General features: G+C 52.3%; 15 protein-coding genes. 5 read left to right on the plus strand and 10 right to left on the minus strand.

Annotated elements, in window-relative coordinates; translation table 11 throughout:
* Positions 1 to 230: 230 nt before the first annotated feature.
* Entirely contained in the window at positions 231 to 1043 is an 813-nt protein-coding gene (locus JK208_RS15295; protein WP_211576650.1) for an NAD(P)H-dependent oxidoreductase, read from the minus strand.
* 103 nt (positions 1044 to 1146) lie between these two features.
* On the opposite strand from JK208_RS15295, the gene JK208_RS15300 reads away from it, so the two are divergent.
* Positions 1147 to 2064 (plus strand): LysR family transcriptional regulator, encoded by a 918-nt coding sequence (locus tag JK208_RS15300; protein WP_211576651.1) that lies wholly within the window; start codon positions 1147 to 1149, stop codon positions 2062 to 2064.
* Here JK208_RS15300 and JK208_RS15305 read toward each other — a convergent pair.
* The 4 genes from JK208_RS15305 to JK208_RS15320 form a co-directional block, all read right to left on the minus strand.
* Positions 2054 to 2644: a hypothetical protein gene (locus tag JK208_RS15305; protein ID WP_211576652.1), complete on the minus strand. Its 591-nt coding sequence runs from the start codon at positions 2642 to 2644 to the stop codon at positions 2054 to 2056. The genes JK208_RS15300 and JK208_RS15305 overlap by 11 nt on opposite strands.
* A complete protein-coding gene (locus JK208_RS15310) occupies positions 2641 to 3240 on the minus strand; it encodes a glutathione S-transferase family protein (RefSeq protein WP_211576653.1) in 600 nt (199 codons plus the stop codon). The genes JK208_RS15305 and JK208_RS15310 overlap by 4 nt, the downstream gene beginning before the upstream one ends.
* Before the next feature lie 159 nt (positions 3241 to 3399).
* Positions 3400 to 6459: an efflux RND transporter permease subunit gene (locus JK208_RS15315; RefSeq protein ID WP_211576654.1), complete on the minus strand. Its 3060-nt coding sequence runs from the start codon at positions 6457 to 6459 to the stop codon at positions 3400 to 3402.
* The gene (locus tag JK208_RS15320) at positions 6456 to 7367 is read right to left on the minus strand and encodes an efflux RND transporter periplasmic adaptor subunit (protein ID WP_249202192.1); all 912 of its coding nucleotides are present in this window, start codon (positions 7365 to 7367) and stop codon (positions 6456 to 6458) included. The genes JK208_RS15315 and JK208_RS15320 overlap by 4 nt, the downstream gene beginning before the upstream one ends.
* Between JK208_RS15320 and JK208_RS15995 the strand changes: the two genes are divergently transcribed.
* The gene (locus JK208_RS15995; protein ID WP_249202193.1) at positions 7260 to 7508 is read left to right on the plus strand and encodes a hypothetical protein; all 249 of its coding nucleotides are present in this window, start codon (positions 7260 to 7262) and stop codon (positions 7506 to 7508) included. The two genes, JK208_RS15320 and JK208_RS15995, sit on opposite strands and share 108 nt — an antisense overlap.
* A 124-nt stretch (positions 7509 to 7632) precedes the next feature.
* Here the strand turns inward: JK208_RS15995 and JK208_RS15325 are convergent, their stop codons facing one another.
* Complete coding sequence (locus JK208_RS15325; RefSeq protein WP_194262197.1) at positions 7633 to 8241, minus strand: TetR/AcrR family transcriptional regulator; 609 nt, start codon at positions 8239 to 8241, stop codon at positions 7633 to 7635.
* A 101-nt stretch (positions 8242 to 8342) separates the two neighbouring features.
* Between JK208_RS15325 and JK208_RS15330 the strand changes: the two genes are divergently transcribed.
* Together JK208_RS15330 and JK208_RS15335 are read left to right on the plus strand one after the other, a co-directional pair.
* Positions 8343 to 9875: an efflux transporter outer membrane subunit gene (locus JK208_RS15330; protein WP_249202191.1), complete on the plus strand. Its 1533-nt coding sequence runs from the start codon at positions 8343 to 8345 to the stop codon at positions 9873 to 9875.
* Between the two features lie 61 nt (positions 9876 to 9936).
* On the plus strand, positions 9937 to 10749 hold the full coding sequence (locus JK208_RS15335; protein ID WP_211576656.1) for an SDR family oxidoreductase: 813 nt from the start codon (positions 9937 to 9939) through the stop codon (positions 10747 to 10749).
* A 212-nt stretch (positions 10750 to 10961) separates the two neighbouring features.
* Here JK208_RS15335 and JK208_RS15340 read toward each other — a convergent pair whose 3' ends face one another.
* From JK208_RS15340 to JK208_RS15350, 3 genes are all read right to left on the minus strand, one after another.
* On the minus strand, positions 10962 to 11210 hold the full coding sequence (locus JK208_RS15340) for a transposase (RefSeq protein ID WP_211576657.1): 249 nt from the start codon (positions 11208 to 11210) through the stop codon (positions 10962 to 10964).
* Between the two features lie 211 nt (positions 11211 to 11421).
* Positions 11422 to 13407 (minus strand): glycosyltransferase family 4 protein, encoded by a 1986-nt coding sequence (locus tag JK208_RS15345; RefSeq protein WP_211576658.1) that lies wholly within the window; start codon positions 13405 to 13407, stop codon positions 11422 to 11424.
* A 26-nt stretch (positions 13408 to 13433) separates the two neighbouring features.
* Positions 13434 to 14714 carry a Hint domain-containing protein gene (locus tag JK208_RS15350; RefSeq protein WP_211576659.1) on the minus strand — a complete coding sequence of 427 codons (1281 nt, stop codon included), beginning with the start codon at positions 14712 to 14714 and terminating at the stop codon, positions 13434 to 13436.
* 595 nt (positions 14715 to 15309) lie between these two features.
* On the opposite strand from JK208_RS15350, the gene JK208_RS15355 reads away from it, so the two are divergent.
* A complete protein-coding gene (locus JK208_RS15355) occupies positions 15310 to 15537 on the plus strand; it encodes a transposase (RefSeq protein ID WP_211576660.1) in 228 nt (75 codons plus the stop codon).
* Between the two features lie 516 nt (positions 15538 to 16053).
* Here JK208_RS15355 and JK208_RS15360 read toward each other — a convergent pair.
* Positions 16054 to 16788, minus strand: a complete 735-nt coding sequence (locus tag JK208_RS15360) for a PhzF family phenazine biosynthesis protein (RefSeq protein WP_211576661.1) — start codon at positions 16786 to 16788, stop codon at positions 16054 to 16056.
* Positions 16789 to 16877 lie beyond the last annotated feature (89 nt).

Consider the following 16877-nt stretch of genomic DNA (forward strand, 5'->3'; position numbering starts at 1 on the left):
GCGGGGTGGAGCAGCCCGGTAGCTCGTCAGGCTCATAACCTGAAGGCCGCAGGTTCAAATCCTGCCCCCGCAACCAGAAATAAGTGTCTGAAAAGACAGAAGAAAAGCCACCCTTTCGGATGGCTTTTTTTTTGTGCCTGAAACGCGCCGTAGAAAACACATAGGAAACAAACGGAAAAGTACCAGGGCGCAATTTCATCGGTTTTCACTTCCGCGTGATGCTCTTGACGCTAGTCCTCACAGTCGCGGAGACAGGACTTTGGTTCTGCGACATGCAGGGCAAGACGAACGGCGCCTGGTGTCTCCAGGCCGGGTTTCAGTTGCATCGTCGGGATCTGGTAGTCGCCGCCGTTTTGCTTCCGGTAGGGGATCGGCGTTGTCGTTGCGAGCGTGCGCATACGCTCGCGAAGTTGTTCGGATACAATTTCGAAACGTGCGTCATCCAGTCGGTCTGTCCTGTAAGCCACGAAAGGCGGTAGCACTGTGAAGCCGGGATAGAACAGAATACCATGGTTGATCGGAAACAGCAGATCATCGATCTGACCATTGATCCCGCGTTCGGAATAATGCTCCGGCCAACCTCCGGTCGTGACGATTAGCATGGCGCGCTTGCCTGCCATCATGCCTTCGCCATAGCGGTCCCCCCAGCGGCGATCGCTGTGTTCACCAACGCCATACGCAAAGCCACAGGCATAAACGCGGTCAACCCAGCCTTTGAGGATCGCCGGCATGGCGAACCACCAGAGCGGGAACTGGAAAATCACGGTATCGGCCCAGCGAAGTTTCTCCTGTTCTGCTTTCACGTCATCCGTTAGGCTTTCCGCTGCGAATTCGCGGGAAGATACAGATGCCACTTTCAGGCGCTCGTCGGCAGGCAGATCCGGGAAATCGCTGCGGTCGACAGTCGCTTTCCAGTGCATGGTATAAAGATCAGAGACTTTGACCTCGTGCCTCTGCGATTGCAGTTCGGCGACTGCGATATCGAGAAGAGCGCCATTGAGGGAGTGTCGTTCGGGATGGGCAAACACGATCAGGACATTCATGCGTGGGGCCTTGTCTTTGCAAAAAAGGTTCGTTTCCCGGCAAGACTAGGCGATAGGATATTCTTCTCCCATATGGAGATAGCGGAAGGCACTGTGCCGAAAAATGGAACAATCCCTGATCTCGCTGGAACGGATGCGAACCTTTGTACGCATCGCTGAACGCGGCAATCTGGCCGCCGTCTCACGGGAAACCGGTGCCGGACAATCGACAGTAACGCGGCATCTGCGTGAACTCGAAGAGGCTCTGGGTGTCTCGTTACTGACGCGCACCACGCGCCGGACTGCTTTAACAGACGAAGGCACGCGATATTATACACAGTGCGTGCAGATTCTTTCCCTCGTCGAGCAGGCAAGTCAGGAAATGCGCGATACACGGCAGGCAACGGCCGGAACGGTGCGTATTTCCTGTACCGGTGCGTTGGGTGTTCTGCATGTCAGTCGTCTCGTCTATGCTTTTCAGGACGAGAACCCAGGCATCAGGGTGGAATTCGGTCTGACGGACGAGCGTATTGATCTGGTGCGTGACGGTGTTGATATTGCCATCCGTCTTGGCCCCCTGAGCGATTGCGCGATGAAACTGCGCTCCCTTGGCGAGAGTCAGCGTATGCTGGTCGCATCTCCCGAATGGCTGCGTCGCAACGGTCCTGTGCGGAGCCCCGAGGACCTGCGTCAGCTTGAGGGCGTGCGGATGTCTCGTGTGCATGGATCGGACCGGCTGGTTTTGCGGAGCACGAGGGGCAGAAATCACATTGTGCCGTTCTACGGTCGTTTGATCGTCGATCATGGTCTGGCAGCGCGAGATGCGTTTCTTGCAGGTCGAGGCTACGGGCCAGCCCATCGCTGGCTGATAGAGGACTGCCTGCGGGATGGTCGTCTTGAGCATATACTGCCAGATTATACGCTGTCGCCCGTGCCGCTGAGTATGCTGATCGCGCCGGAACGGACGAACCTGACCCGGGTCCGTCTCTGCGTTGATTTTCTTGCGAAGGGACTTAGGCGGGTTCCCGGCATCAGCCGGTGAGTGTTCGAACTTTGCTGCGGCGTTCAGCCCGCGTGCGCACAGAAGCTAACATGCGTCTGCGGATCAGTCCGCTCACGGGGCGGATAAGATACCAGTAAGGCGCGAAACGTCGTCGGGTCGCGGACGTAGGACAGTAGATACATGTCTCGGTCGTGAGGCGCGCTCTTCCGTGTGTCAGAGGCAGAAGCGTGTAGGAAAGTACAAGCCTGCAAACGTCCTGCTTTGCGCAACTCCGGAAATCTTCCACTGAACCGCATGGGAGTAACCCGTAATCGGCTTCCCAGAATGCACCAACCAGCCCGAAAGCAAGGGTGCTGTCTCCATCACGTCCTAAAAAGGTAAAATCGTCCTGGTCAAAGGGTGGTCGACTGGTGCGTCCCAACATATGCATGGGCAGTTCGCGTAGCTTTACGGCAGCACGAACCAGCGGATCATGTTTCAAGCGGTAGTCCATCGAGCAGTCAAGAATGCGTCCCGGAGGAGCCGCAATATCGATGCTATGTCGTTCCCGAAAATCAACACGAGGCAGAAGCGTCTCGATCCAGTTTGGGGAAAGCGTCGCGGCGCCTTTAGGTGTCATCTGTCAATGCCGGGCATTGGCACGAATTCCGGTAGCGCCCGAACACGATCGAGCCAGCGTGTCAGCGCGCTGAAAGGGGTGATGTCGATCCCGCCTTCGTGGGCGAGCGCAAGATAGGGAAATAGTGCGCAGTCCGCGATGGTCGGTCGGTTAAGAGCGAACCAGTTATGGACGCTCAAATGCTGGTCCAACAGAGGCAAAAGCCGCTGCGTGACAAGAAGTGCGCTTTCCATCGAACGGTCATAGCCAAATTTTCGGATCAGGCGGGCCGTGTTTGGGCCGTCGCGTATCTCGTTTGCGGCAATGGAAAGCCATTGCACGATTTCAGCCTGGGCTGCTGGTTCTTGTGGCCACCATGTTCTGTCCGCAAGTTGGCCGGCCAGATAGACGAGGATCGCCTGGGAATCACGCAGAACGATCTCCCCGTCGATCAGAACTGGCACTTCCTGAAACGGATTCAGGGCCGTGAATTCTGGAGTGCGCTGTTCGTCTGCCGCGAGGTCCACGGGTACATGTTCCAGATGAATTCGGGCCAAGGCTGCCAAGAGGCGCACCTTATAACAATTGCCGGAGAGTTCGAGATTGTAGAGTTTCATGAACGCTTCTCCGTCATGCGTGATGACTACGTCTGATTTGTATAAAGCTTTCCCCCAGCAAGCGCACGCTTCGTTGCCGTGCTGGAAATGGGCAGAGGGAAGGGGACAGGGTTTTTGAATTCCCTGCCTCGGTTTCCGGGCCATTACGATTTTCTGTGTTCATACGTGCGCGCTTGGCTTTATTTTGTACCAGATCGCATAAAGAGCGGGCAGAAAGAGCAGAATCAGCACTGTTCCTGCAATGGTTCCTCCAATGAGGGTAAAGGCCATCGAACCCCAGAACACTGATTCTGTCAGAGGAATAAAGGCCAGTACAGCCGCGAGGGCCGTCAGAATGACAGGACGTGCACGCTGTACGGTGGCTTCAACGACGGCATGAAAAGGATCAAGTCCCGCAGCCTGATTGACCTTGATCTGCCCTATCAGGATCAGTGTGTTGCGCATCAATATGCCCGATAGTCCGATCAGTCCCAGAATTGCATTGAAGCCAAAAGGCTGATGAAAGAGCAGCAGGACGGGAACAGTACCAACCAGCCCCAATGGTGCTGTTAAAAAGACCATTATCATGGCGGACATGGTGCGTGTCTCAATGACCAGAACGAGAAGGGTCAGGAGGACCATCACCGGAAAGATCGGAAGCAGAGCGCGATTAGCCTTTCCAGCTTCCTCTGTATTTCCACCCGTTTCGATACGATAGCCGGGCGGCAGGGTTGCCTTCAGATGAGCCAAAGCAGCTTCAATCTCTGCCGAGACTTGTGGGGGCTGAAGGTTTTCGTCGATATCGCTTTGCACCGTAATGGTCGGCACACGGTCCCGCCTGCGCAGGATGGGGTCTTCTGCGCGGTAGTCGAGATGACCGATCTGGCTCAGGGAAATCGCTTTACCTTCGTCATTGCTGATGGTCATGTCCTTGAGACGATCAGGATTGAGGCGGTCATGACCCGCGCTTCGGGCGATCAGATCGACGGTCCGGATATCCTCGCGTACTTGAGTGACTGGAATACCCAGAAGGAGAAACTGAATCTGGGAAGCGGTCTCTTCGGGTGTTAAACCAACGAGCCGCAAACGGGCCTGATCCAGCACGAAATGAGCTGTAGGAGCGCGTTCGCCCCAGTCGGTATTCACTTGGCGGGTATTCGGGTTTTGCCTCATGATGTCCTGCACTTGCCGCGCAATCACTCGCAATTCGTCTGCATCAGGACCCATGACACGAAATGCGACGGGAAAGTGAGAATAGGGGCCGAAGACGAGTTGCGTTGCACGGATGCGGGCTTCCGGCGCCAATCCCTGCGCGACCTGCGCTCTGAGCTTGAATTTAAGACGGTCACGCGCTTTTTCGTTCGGGGTCAGAACGATAATTTTCGCAAAGGACGGATCGGGAAGTTCAGGGTTATAGGCAAAGAAGAAACGGGGCGCGCCAGCACCTACATAACTCGTGACGATGGTGGCTTCCGGCTGGGTGCGTAGCCAGTTTTCCACGCGTGCGGTGATTTTGCTGGTTGCTTCAATGCTCGTACCTTCGGGCATCTGGACTTCAACGAGTACTTCCGGACGATCGGATGTCGGAAAGAACTGTTGTTTGACGGCTCCCACCCCCACGACCGCCAGAAGGAAAGCTGCCGTGACACTGCCCGCAACCATGAACTTGCGACGTACTGCCCAGATGACAAGGCGACGAAACCTCTGATAGCGCGGCGTCATGTAAGGCGAGCCGTGCTCGTCACCGACCTTATGGATTTTGGGGAGAAGCTTTACCCCCATATAAGGCGTGAAAACGACTGCAACGACCCACGAGGTGATCAGTGCAAATCCGACCACCCAAAAGATGTTGCCCGCATATTCGCCAGCCGTGGATTGGACGAAACCCACCGGTGTAAAGCCAATAACCGTGACGAGTGTGCCAGCGAGCATTGGGGCCGCGGTATGGCTCCAGGCATAGGCCGCAGCGCTGGTGCGTTCATACCCTTCCTCAAGTTTCACCACCATCATCTCGATTGCGATGATGGCATCGTCCACCAGAAGGCCAAGGGAAATAATCAGGGCGCCAAGAGTAATACGATCAAGTGCCCGGCCAGTCAGATGCATGATGATCATGACGGTCGCAAGCGTAAGGGGAACAGCAGCGGCAACCACAATGCCCACACGCCAGCCAAGACTAATGAGGCTGACAATCATCACCACGATCAGCGCCACAAAAAACTTGAGCATGAACTCGCCGACCGCCGCGTGAATATTCACTGCCTGATCGACGACTTTTGTCAGCGTGACGCCTCGGGGAAGGCCTGCCGAGAGGGTCTTGCCTGCGTCATCGAGCGCAAGCCCCAGTGTCTGACCGTTCCAGTGTTCCTGCATTACGACATTGAGGACCAGCGCCTGCTCGCCATTGTGCCGGATCAGGTAGGTCGGAGGATCTTCATAACCACGATCGACTGTAGCGATGTCGGCTATTCGGAAGGTTCGGCCATTGGCTGCGACGGGTGTATTGCGGATCGCTTCGAGATCGTTGAAACGGCCATCCAGACGGATGAAAACCTGTGGACCGCTGGTATCGATCGAACCCGCTGCCGTGACGCTGTTCTGGTGGGAAAGAGTATTGAAAATATCCTGCAGCCGGATGCCAAGTGTGGCGAGGCGCGCGTTGGAAAGATTGACGAAAATCTGCTCGGGACGTTCTCCGACGATGTCGACTTTTCGCACGCCCGGCACATGCAGCAGGCGCTGGCGGATGGTCTCGGCATGGCGAACCAGCAGCCGTTCGGGCAGACCATGGCCTTCGATCGCATAAACGGCGAAATCGACGTCGCTGTATTCGTCGTTGACAAAAGGCCCCATGACGCCGCGCGGTAGTTTGGGGGTCGTATCAAAAAGCTTTTTGCGCGCCTGATAGAACTGTTCTGGCACTGCAGATGGCGGCGTGTTGTCCTTTAGTGTGACCAGAAGAACGGTCATTCCGGGCCTGGAGAGGGTTTCGACCCGGTCATACCACTGAAGTTCCTGAAGTCTTTTTTCCAGAGGGTCTGCGACGAGATCCTGCATCTCCTGTGCCGTGGCACCTGGCCAGACAGCAGAGATGGTAAAGCTTTTGACGGTAAAAGTGGGGTCTTCAGCACGCCCGAGCTGTTTGAAGGAAAAAGCCCCGGCGAGACTGAGGGCGATAATCAGAAAGAGGGTGATCCCGCGCTCGCGAACCGCCAGAGCCGAAAGGTTGAAGCGGCTCATTGCATCGCGACCTTCTCGTGAGTGAGTGACACATGCTCGTCGGGATGCAGGTAATGGCCTCCTGTTGCGACAATCGTCGCTCCAGAGTGCAATCTGGGGTCTCTGGCAGGACTGAGGACGGCGTTTTCTTCTGTCAGGTGGGTAACGGCAACCTTATGGAAACTGACGCGGGACGTTTTGTTGTCTACGATCCATATGCCCTGACCCTGTCCTTCGTCATCCAGTGCTCCCAGAGGAACCTGAAGACTCTGTGCGTCCTGATCGAAGGGGAGTTCGACCCTGACCGTCGTTCCCAGAGGAGCCGATGCGCCTTCACCTTCCATGACATAGCGCGCGGCATAGGTGCGCGTTGACGCATCTGATGCATCGGAAAGCTCTCGCAAATGGGCAGAGACCTTCTGAGCGCCGCCATAGAGAAAAGCTTTTGCTTCTGAATGCAGCGGCGGACGGACGCCTTCGGGAAGATCCACGCGCGCCTCGCGGGGGCCGGCATGAGCCAGGACAATGACGGTCTGGCCGCTCGATACAACCTGGCCCGGTTCTGCCAGTGTCTGGACGATAACCCCGTCGGCATCGGCGCGGAGCAGTGAATAATCGTCCTGATTGCGGGCAACTTTTTCCTGAGCGATGGCGGCATCGAGCTGAGCTTTTGCGCTGTCAGCTTCTGCTTTCACTTCGTCGTAGGTTAAGGCAGACGCCGCTCCCGTACCAACAAGGCCGCGATAGCGCTTTTCATCGGCGGTAGCCTTTACCCAACGGGCATGCGCGGAAGCCATGCTCCCTGTCTGTGCTGTCAGGGCATGAACGTAATCAGTCGGGTCAAGCCGCATCAGCACCTGACCAGCCTTTACCTGCTGGCCGACGTCAACCAGGCGCTCAATAATTTTGCCTTGAATACGAAAGCCCAGATCGCTTTGTACCCGCGCGACGACAGTCCCGGTGAATTGGTACGTGTCGGCGCGCGCATTTTCGATCTGGGCGGTCTGAACGATACGATCGGCAACGCGAGGGTCGGAGTGAGCCTCTCGTTTGCAGCCGACGAGTCCTAAAGTGGCGAACAAAGTTGCCGCCGTAAGGCGGGGCAGGCGCAAGACGGCCATTGAGGGCTCCAGGACAAGAGTGGTGACTTATCCTGTTTATTAGTGAACGAAACGTCAAATCGTCACTTAAAATTTACGGTGCGAGGCTGCGCAGAACCAGATTGGCAATCATCGTGGCATCGGTATCGAGGGTTTCCAGATTGTATTCGAGAAGAACGGGATGCCGGATGGGCTGAAGGCTGAGTGTGATGGCGCGGCAGGCTTCATCAATCGGCGTCTTGCGTTCGAACTCTCCCTGTTCGCGCCCTTCCAGAATAATGTGGCGGATAATGCTGCTCAATTCCTGATCGAAGGCGATGGCGGCGTGCCATTTCTCCTCAATTGCGGACGCGACAATATCGTGCATTTTACGATCATGAATGAAGAGATCGGCTCCATTATGAGCAAGAGACTGAAAGGTTTTTCGCAGTTTTTCAGGGGGTGTGATGTCTTCTCTCACGACGGTCTGGATGTCGGTCAGGAGCTTGTCGTGGCAGAGGGTGCAGATCGCTTCGCCAATTGCTTTCTTTGAGTCGAAGAATTTATAGAGATAGGCGGTGGACAGACCGATCGCCTTTGCCAGATCCGCGACTGTCGTTTTTTTATAGCCGTACCGCCGGAAGTGCTCGTGTGCCGCCGTGATGATCTGCTCCCGACGGTCATGGTCGACGGGGCCTCGCTGCCCGGAAGGTTTTCTGGTCATCGTTTTGCCCCTTGTTTGACCCGTCCTTCATAGCTCTGTTACCCAATATTGACAACGAGTGACGAATGTGAAAACCATTCACTCGCATTGTAGAGCCAGACATGATTGCTGGATCACATTTGGGGCATGAGCGTATGGCCGTCGATCACACCGCACAAGCGATGTTTATGAAGCTCTCAAGGGGCGTGCGCTTCGCGAGAACGCCTTTGTCACTTGCGGCTATGTTAAGTCTCGGGGCGTGTGCGGTGGGGCCGAATTACAAAGCACCTCACTCGGATCTTGCCGCGTTTCATAATGTCGACTTGCGAGGGTATGGCGGCGGGCAGGCTTCTCTGGATCGCTGGTGGGAGGAATTCCACGACGCTGAACTGGTTCGCATAGAACGGCGTGTTCTGACGCAGAATCTTGATCTGGAAGCGGCAATCGGGCGTATAAGACAGGCTCATGGTGCGGCTGAGGCCACTGCTGCACAAATGCTGCCAACACTGGATTTTGCTCCGCAGGCATCGGCCTACCGGCTGTCCAATGAAGGACTGATTGGTCGGATAGCGCATAATTTTCCGGGCTATAACCGCGATCAGCGTGCTTATGATGTGCATGGCGTGGCCAGTTGGGAGCTGGATCTGTTCGGCGGTCTGAGACGTGGGCATGAGGCGGCCCGGGATGAAGCCGAGGCTGTTGTTGCGCAGAGCGCTGGTGTGCGGGTGAGCGTGGCAGGAGAGGCTGCGGACGCTTATTTCCAGATACGGGGATATCAGGCCCGGCTACGCGTCGCGCAGGATCAGATTTCAACGGATCGGCACTTGTTCGATCTTGTGCAGCAAAAGCGGGACCGCGGTGTTGCGTCGCAGCGTGAGCTTGATCAGGCGCAGGCCCTTCTTCAGTTTGCACGCGAGACAGTGCCGGTACTACGGGTCGCGTTAGAGGTTCAGCTTAACCGGCTGGATGTCCTGATGGACGCCCAGCCCGGGACTTGTGCACAGGAATTGGCTTTTGCCTCGCCTTCGCCTGCAATTCCGCCCATTGGTAATGTCACGCCCGCAGATATTTTGAGGCGCCGCCCCGATATTATCGCGGCAGAGCGGCGTCTTGCCGCGTCAAACGCACGTATCGGTCAGGCGCTGGCTGATTATTATCCGAAGCTTTCGCTCTCGGGTGCTCTTGGGTTTCAGAGTCTGAGCGTGAACAAGATGTTTACGCCAGCAGGTTTCGGGCCGTCGGCGTCCGGCGCTCTTCGGTGGAGGATTTTCGATTTCGGCAAGATCGATGCGGAAGTCCAGCAGGCAAAAGGCGCACATGCCGAACAACTGGCACAGTATCGGTCAACGGTTCTTCACGCGGCCGAAGACGTGGAAAACGCTTTTATGGCGTTGGCTCAGTCTGAAAAACGTGGAGACGATCTCAGAACCGAAGTGGCTTCTTTGACCCAGGCTCGTGATCTTTCCAGCCAGTCCTACAAGGCGGGGGTTATTCCTCTCACGGATGTCCTTGATGCCAACCGGCAGTTGCTCGAGGCCGAAGACCGCCAGGCCGATAACCAGAGCGAAACCGCCCGGGCCGCTGTCCGATCCTTCAGAGCGATCGGCGGCGGCTGGGAAGGAGCGGCGGACGGTCTCCAAATAGCCTCACGTTAGGCCATCAACAGACTTGTCGTGGTCGTTGTTTCAGTAAGCATCAAAGTTGAAAGAGCAGAATATGGCACAGAATATTTCTGGAACACATGAAACGATTACCCGCGGTAAAAGAGCCTTGGTCACTGGGGCTTCAAGTGGTCTGGGTGTCGATTTTGCCGATTTACTGGCAGCGCAGGGAGTGGATCTTGTTCTTGTCGCCAGACGACAGGAGCCGATGGAGACGCTGGCGGAAAGACTTCGGCTTCAACATGGTGTGGATGTCATCGTTGAACCATTTGATCTGGCCAGCCCCGGAGCGGCCGGTCGTCTCAGAGAGAGGCTGGATGCCCGATCGCTCCAGATCGATATTCTGGTGAATAATGCCGGCTATGGCCTGCACGGAGATTTTCTGGATATTCCGATTGAGCGAACCGTCGACATGATTCAACTCAATATCACGGCGCTTACTGAGTTAAGCTATATGTTTGGCGCGGCCATGGCGGAGCGCGGCAATGGTCATATTCTGCTTGTGTCCAGCATTCTGGCATTTCAGCCCGTGCCGACTTACGCGGCCTATGCTGCGACGAAAGCCTATGTGCTTTCTTTCGGGGAGGCACTGCACGATGAACTCCGCTCTCGCGGTGTAAAGGTGACCGTCCTTTGCCCGGGCCATACGGAAACGGGCTTTGACGCGGTGGCTGGTGCGAGCGTTTCAACTGCATTGCGGATGTTGACCATGCAGCCCCGCCCAGTCGTGCAAAGTGGTCTTTCGGCACTTTGGAAAGGAAAGGCGAGTGTCACAGCCGGGATCATGAACAAGATCGTCGGGTTTTCCAACCGCCTGATGCCAAGATCAATGCAAAGAGCCGCGATGAAGAAAGTTCTGGGACCATAATATTTGCCGGTATTGGTGATAGGCCCTGCAGGGCCTGTTGGTCACGAGGTCTGCATCGTAACCTTTATCGGCGAGGAGCGCCTTAATCCTGTCAGGGATCACGGAACAGCAGCCCGAAACCATGGACATCGTGAGTCTCTTTTGACGTCAGGACCAAACCGATAGGACACCCGCTGACAGCGCATCGGTGCTACAGTTTGCTGGTGAAGCTGTCACGCCACCGTCCAAACGCCTCGCTTGCCTGAGATTCTTTTTATACCGACTATACAATGATGCGCCTGGGTGACCGTGCTGTCGATCATGTCTGATTTGGTATCCCGTTCGACCGCCTCAGCCAGGATTTCCTGCACCGCATCGAACACGTCCGTCGTCACCCAGCGTCGGTAGCGTCGGAACACGCTATTCCACTTGCCAGAGTCATGAGGCAGACAGACGATTGTTTTGCGCAGGACGACAGCCATGACCCTTTTTCGAGCGAAAGCAGCGTCCCGACAAGGGTTCATCCTTCATCAGAAAGCTCAATACGATCACCCAACAATGACTCTAAAAAGCGGCCCTGAATCAATCAGTGACGTTACTGCCAAACCTCTTCCACGAAACCCAAAAAAATTTTCATTATAATTATAAAGACACCATAAATTCCCACTGATAATTAATTAAAAATATATTATATTATTCGATTTTCTTCATTGAATTTATTATTGAAGAAATACAATATTTTTCTCTAATAAAAGAAACACCAATTCTTGATATACTATCAATATCTCTGTCTTCATGCATGGAAATAATCATATTCGCAATACTATCAGCGTCCTTCTCCACAACAACCTCCTTCAACTCTACCGGAAGAGGGATCCCTTCAGCAGCGACAGGTGTCATGACAACAGGAAGACCCCACCCCAACATTTCAAGAACCTTGCCTTTAATACCCGCTCCAAAGCGAAGAGGTGCAACGCCAATCCTTACCCTACTAAAAACTTCATTCAGATCCTGAACATGCCCAAGAATTTCTATGCCCGGACTTGTGGTATTCCGAAGACGCTCTGGCATATGAGAGCCAACAAGATAACAAATGATATCTGGACGCTGCTTGTGAACAAGGGGCATAATTTCTTCTATTAACCAGAAGGCTGCATCAAGATTAGGTTGATGAGCGTAATGTCCGACAAAAAGACAACCGATACGATTTTGAAGCCGTTGAATAACGGGAGGCGTTTCAATCACCCACGGCACAACAAAAACAGGCGTTCGCGGCGCTAGTTCTTTCAGAATACGCATTTCTTCTGTTGAATGCGTAATCAAAGCGTCAGCCTGAATGGCACAAATTCGCTCCAGAACCCGCACACGCTGCGCCTTACTCTTTAATTCCATATCATCAAGTTCTATGGCTTGGCGTTCCAATCTTAAATAAGACAGATCGGCAACACTAAAAATGATACGAGCGCGCGACTGAAAGCATCTTGCAAGACCGATATAAGCCTGCGCCACCTCCACTCGATGGAGATAAATCAAGGAAAAACTATCACGTTGATTGCGTAAAACTACTTCCACAGTATCAAAAAGCGGGGCCTCTAAAATTTGGATCCCATCTTTTTCCAAAAAATTCTTTTGTTCTTTGGTCGCCTTTGTTTCATTTAACGCAATAAAAGAAACATCGTATCCCATATCTGAAAGTGCACGAATATGCGATATAATAGCATTTGAGCCAGCATCGCGACTTGGATTTGGAAATCTACTATCTATCACTAGCGCACGTTTATAACGATTTTTAATCTTCCGAGAAGGATCTTCAAACCCCGATGTCAAAGCCTTCTGTCGTTCAATGGAATGCTTGTCATAACCAGATATTTCTTCATTAGCCGTTGTCTTCAAAATATCCAACGTTGACAGAAGTATTTCCGAAATTCGCTCTCTCTCTTCATTATTTCCAACGCGCTTTGCTGCAAGCTGCATGAACCAAAGTATATCTGGATCAAAAATGGAAACCGCTTCGATAATAACTGGGGACCCCTGTAATTCAGCCCCATCATCTCTGATAACACGAACGGTATTGCATATGTGTGGGGATAATAATTCTGGTAATATTATAATGAATCCATGATAGCCCGTTCCAATCCCACATTCTTTTAAATCTTCTCGAAACCTATTTGCTATAGAGTTTATTAATACACAATCATTAACAATTACCTGTATGCCAACAGAATTTTCGGGATGGCTTTCGTCCCATGCCCACCCCGCTATACAGCGTCTTTCAACAGTATCCAGAATGCCTGCATGCTTTCCTTCCTGCAAATTTGCTAATGCAGTAACGTGTCGTGGCCCAGCCGGGATTTCGACTTGGCAGGGAGAACCCTCCAACTCGACGCCACTCACGGCTTCTCTTGCTTCAATTTGGATTAACTCTCCTGAAGGTAACCCACCTACGACATTGAAACAAAAACCATGACATCCATCACCTATACCAGACTGCTCGAGGTCCTCTCTATACAAATCGGCTTTGATGATCCCTAGAACGACTCCATTACATAATAGACGGATAGCTACCGGCTTATCCGTCCCATTATATGCCCATCCTACGATGGTGGATTTGTCGATTTTATCGACAAATCCACGCACGACAGCGAGAGATTCCTCTCCGTCAAGATTTTTTCCATTCATGATCAATAAGTATCTTCATACTATAATCACGCTGAAAGAAGCGTATTTTTCTTGGAAATCTCTTGCAGATTGCGACGAATACGCTCTACGATGGGCCCTTCTTCTAGGCGCGGAGCACAGTAATGCACCGGTTTCACCCTCCGGTTTGGGTAAAGTGCATAATAGTCGTTTACGTTATGGAACATTGATCGGCTTGAATCGTCGATGAACGTCTCGGAAGGCGTCCCTTCTGCATAAACAGCGTCGTGCTCTTCAAGTTCTATATGATAATATTCAATTATTTTTTTACTAAACGATCGGACTATTGTTGTCTCGTTCACAAGGCTTTCAGCTTGGACAAGCACTCCATCTATCAACATTGCATGTTTCGGAGAGACTGTCAGATCGCAAACGGGGAGACCACCTCCCAACGAACCACGTTTGAAAGTTACAGGGATAACATTCGGGTTTACGCCTGCGAAACGCGATGAATAACTTCTGTAGCCAATCCAGACTACAGGTTTCAAATCTCCGCTCACAGTCCGAACCAGATCCCCAATCTGCAAATTCTCTACGGAGACTTCTCCGTCTGCAGCGTGAATTGCGGTCCCCTTCGCAAAGCACGCGACGACAAGCTCCGTTCCATTTCCGCCTGAAACGGACTGTGTGGAGAGATATGTCCCCTCTCCATCTTCTTGATCCGTGTATTGCCCATTGAGGATTAATGTATCCCCATTGCCAAAAGATATCGTACTTGTGTCAAGCAGGGAGTTGTATGTAACACCTGTAATCGTTGCCAGAGTGCCGTTAGAGCTCACGATAATCTCGTCGCCTGCCCCGAAACCATTGATAGTTGCTCCACTCAAAAGAGCGATATTCGCGCTTGATGCCGCAAGATTGAGGGTTCCCCCTCCCTCCCCAAAATTGATCTGAAGGCCTGACGCCGCGCTAATAAAACTGGCAGATCCACTAAAAGTGCCGCCGTTTGTAATATTTACCGTTACGTATTTCAATGCATCCAACAAACCGCCGCTAATAGACATTGTCCCGCCGTCCGCATCAAGCGTAACTCCGGTCAAGATGCCAACTGTTCCACTGCTGACTGCGACTGTCGTGTGAGCTTCCGCCGTTATCGTATATGAAGCAGCGGCCGCGAGCGCAGCCAACTGGACAGTGGCGCTGACTGCAGATCCGTCTCCGGATTCCACAGTCAAGTCATTGGCACCAATAGCCAAAAGAGAACCCAGATGGTAGCTGCCACCATTTGTTGAGGCTGTAAGTGAGAGAGAATTCCCAGATCCGTAATAAGTATTTCCGATATTGGACATGTTACTTCTCCATTTTTCTCGTTGACTCGAACATCAACCCAGAAAGACTGAATGAAGCAAAACAAGAAAAATAATTTATTTCTATAAAAAATTACGACACTTTCGCATAAAGTATCATCATAAAATAGTTATATTATATAATAAATGGTTACCGAGAATCAGATTCCTCTTTGGTCCACGCATATTGCGTCGAATTATCTAAAATGAAAATTTCTGAAAAATACTCAGTTTTTGAGTTATGCTTCAGTGATTCCATTCCGTCTATGTTGGCCTAAAAATAGATCACGAAGCCCGTACTATTTTTGATAGCAAGAAAGAAGGATAATCCGCCCTATCGACCTCACCACTCTATTTTTTGACTCTAAATCAAAAATGAGACTGGCTGCTGCGCGAATCAGATTGTCTAATATTGTTGACAAGCGGCAGATGCATCTGCACATGGACGCCACAGCCTAGATTTCGTGGACGAGGTTTGACAGTAACATCCCTGATTGATTCAGGGCTGCTTTTTAGAGACATTGTTGGGCGATCGTATTGAGCATTTCTAACGAAGGATGAACCCTTATTGGGATGATGCTTTCGCTCGAGAAGGATCATGGCTGTCGTCCTGCGCAAAACAATCGTCTGTCTGCCTCATGACTCTGGCAAGTGGAACAGCGTGTTCCGACGCTACCGACGCTGGGTGACGACGGACGTGTTCGATACGGTGCAGGAAATCCTGGCTGAGGCGGTCGAACGAGATACCAAATCAGACATGATCGTCAGCACGTTGACCCCAGTGAATCATTATTTCATCGTTATAAAAAATATCTCAGGCAACTGAGGCGTTTGGACGGTCGGGTGACAGTTCCACCACCAGACTGCAGGTCCGATACGACCTCAGGGGTGTCCTATCGGTTTTGTCCTGACGTCAAAAGAGACACACGATTTCCATGGTTTCGGCCCGACGTTCCGTATGATCCCTGACAGGATCAAGGTGTTCCCGGTCGATAAAGGTTACGAGATCGACATCGAATCCGTCATTCCACACAAAAACAACCGCCGCGATCCTGTCCCTCATGATAGGATAAGTATTGTTGACGAAATTTCGTCGAGCGCCTCTTCAATAAACTCTAGGACTGGCAATGTGTTGCCAACCGATATGCCGAAACCAAGAAATCATATCTTTGGCTTCGTCAATCTCGTCTCACCACTCCAATGAATAACTTTTCTCTGCGAAACTTAATTAAGCTTGAAAAGGCTCGGGTCTTGCATGCGTCATTATGGACAGGGGAAAGGATGGCAAGGGATGCTAAAATATATTTATATTTATTGGAATATCAAATATTTATTGTCCCGTTTACGGTTGTGATGCACGATCCGCTAAGAATAATTTGACCATCTTCGGTGTAATAAATGACAATTTTTCCATCGCGACCAACTTTTGACCTTGATTGGCGGTGTAAGTCATTTCCTGTCTTTCTAAAAGTTTGTAATGTTGGCGGAAAGCCGCAACACTACCATTTCCGCTCCCGCAGACGGGATCCTCTTCGATGCCAGATGCAGGTGCGAATGTCCGGACCTCAATCTCGCCAGACTGTCCCTTATCGCCAAAAACTGTCACGCCAGTGACGTTCAATTTATTAGAAAGAGCTGTCAGGCGTTCCAGATTTGGTTTGATATTTAAAACATCCTTTGCATCCGGAATATAGGTGACAATCCAAACAATCCCTGTATTGACCGTCACGGGGGAAGCGATTCTGGACACAGAGCGCCCAAGGGCGGCTTCTATTTCTGAAATGGTTTCGTTGGTAACAACCTTCAGTTTCGGTTCAGGAAGCGTAAGAGAAAGATGCGTATCTTCCACGTGGAGAGTGACCAGGCCGACACCACATTCCTGAATAATTTTTCCGTTTGTAGGAAAAATACGCTTTGCCTCGAGCGCGGCAAATGCGCTTCCGAGGGTAGGGTGCCCAGCAAAGTCCAGTTCGTTGCGCGGACTGAAGATGCGCAGTTTATAGGTCGCGCCTGGCTGAGTTGGGGGGAGTAGAAATGTCGTTTCCGACAGGTTTGTCCAACCAGCGATCGCTTGCATTTGTTTTGTGTTTAGGCTCAGGACTCATTCTTTGAGGTAGAAGATGACGCTTGCTGCGATGTGGATTGCGGACATGAATGTATGAGCGC

The sequence above is a fragment of the Gluconobacter sp. Dm-74 genome, from assembly GCF_018256135.1.
Classification (GTDB): Bacteria; Pseudomonadota; Alphaproteobacteria; order Acetobacterales; family Acetobacteraceae; genus Gluconobacter; species Gluconobacter cadivus.

What these genes read in the sequence shown, in the direction of transcription:
- JK208_RS15350 (WP_211576659.1), bottom strand. Translation starts at nt 14,714, where the DNA reads ATGTCCAATATCGGAAATACTTATTACGGATCTGGGAATTCTCTCTCA.
- JK208_RS15310 (WP_211576653.1), bottom strand. Translation starts at nt 3,240, where the DNA reads ATGAAACTCTACAATCTCGAACTCTCCGGCAATTGTTATAAGGTGCGC.
- JK208_RS15360 (WP_211576661.1), bottom strand. Translation starts at nt 16,788, where the DNA reads ATGCAAGCGATCGCTGGTTGGACAAACCTGTCGGAAACGACATTTCTA.
- JK208_RS15325 (WP_194262197.1), bottom strand. Translation starts at nt 8,241, where the DNA reads ATGACCAGAAAACCTTCCGGGCAGCGAGGCCCCGTCGACCATGACCGT.
- JK208_RS15295 (WP_211576650.1), bottom strand. Translation starts at nt 1,043, where the DNA reads ATGAATGTCCTGATCGTGTTTGCCCATCCCGAACGACACTCCCTCAAT.
- JK208_RS15305 (WP_211576652.1), bottom strand. Translation starts at nt 2,644, where the DNA reads ATGACACCTAAAGGCGCCGCGACGCTTTCCCCAAACTGGATCGAGACG.
- JK208_RS15345 (WP_211576658.1), bottom strand. Translation starts at nt 13,407, where the DNA reads ATGAATGGAAAAAATCTTGACGGAGAGGAATCTCTCGCTGTCGTGCGT.
- JK208_RS15330 (WP_249202191.1), top strand. Translation starts at nt 8,343, where the DNA reads ATGATTGCTGGATCACATTTGGGGCATGAGCGTATGGCCGTCGATCAC.
- JK208_RS15355 (WP_211576660.1), top strand. Translation starts at nt 15,310, where the DNA reads ATGGCTGTCGTCCTGCGCAAAACAATCGTCTGTCTGCCTCATGACTCT.
- JK208_RS15335 (WP_211576656.1), top strand. Translation starts at nt 9,937, where the DNA reads ATGGCACAGAATATTTCTGGAACACATGAAACGATTACCCGCGGTAAA.
- JK208_RS15300 (WP_211576651.1), top strand. Translation starts at nt 1,147, where the DNA reads ATGGAACAATCCCTGATCTCGCTGGAACGGATGCGAACCTTTGTACGC.
- JK208_RS15315 (WP_211576654.1), bottom strand. Translation starts at nt 6,459, where the DNA reads ATGAGCCGCTTCAACCTTTCGGCTCTGGCGGTTCGCGAGCGCGGGATC.
- JK208_RS15995 (WP_249202193.1), top strand. Translation starts at nt 7,260, where the DNA reads ATGAACGTAATCAGTCGGGTCAAGCCGCATCAGCACCTGACCAGCCTT.
- JK208_RS15340 (WP_211576657.1), bottom strand. Translation starts at nt 11,210, where the DNA reads ATGGCTGTCGTCCTGCGCAAAACAATCGTCTGTCTGCCTCATGACTCT.